Source organism: Neobacillus cucumis (assembly GCF_023715505.1).
On sequence record NZ_JAMBOH010000113.1, the window covers coordinates 1 to 443 of the forward strand.

Below are 443 nucleotides of genomic sequence, written 5' to 3' on the forward strand. Positions count from 1 at the left end.
GCCCTGAAGTGTCCCGATTGATGGGGAACACTCAACGGGAGCAACATGCCGCCCGCATGACGCATGCCTGGGGTGCATAGACTCACCCGCGTTCAGAGGAAGGTAGTCAGCATCTTTACGGTAAGCACGTTCTCAGTGAGAGTGATCTCCCGCCGTCGAAGCTTCCAGCCATCGGAAGAACGACTCAACACGTCTTTACGGCGCGCGGCAAGCATCATGTTCTCGTACTGATTTCGGTTCTGGCGCACCAGAATGCGACTCGACACCTCGATTTCCAGATCTTCCTCGACCTCGTTCACCGACGTAACGTAGATGTTCGACACCAGATGCGCCATTCTGGAAACCGGCTCCTCTGCCCAGTGCACACCGGTACGGATTTGCTCGATACGCTTGGCAAGCGTCCACTTTCCTTCCTCAAACCAGCTGATATCGACCCCTTCCTT

General features: G+C 55.8%; 1 protein-coding gene. It reads right to left on the reverse strand.

The features are described 5' to 3' along the window. Positions 1-92 precede the first annotated feature (92 nt). Positions 93-443, reverse strand: a 351-nt coding sequence (locus M3226_RS31640) for an aromatic-ring-hydroxylating dioxygenase subunit beta (protein ID WP_285858079.1), incomplete at its 5' end; no start/stop codon positions are given.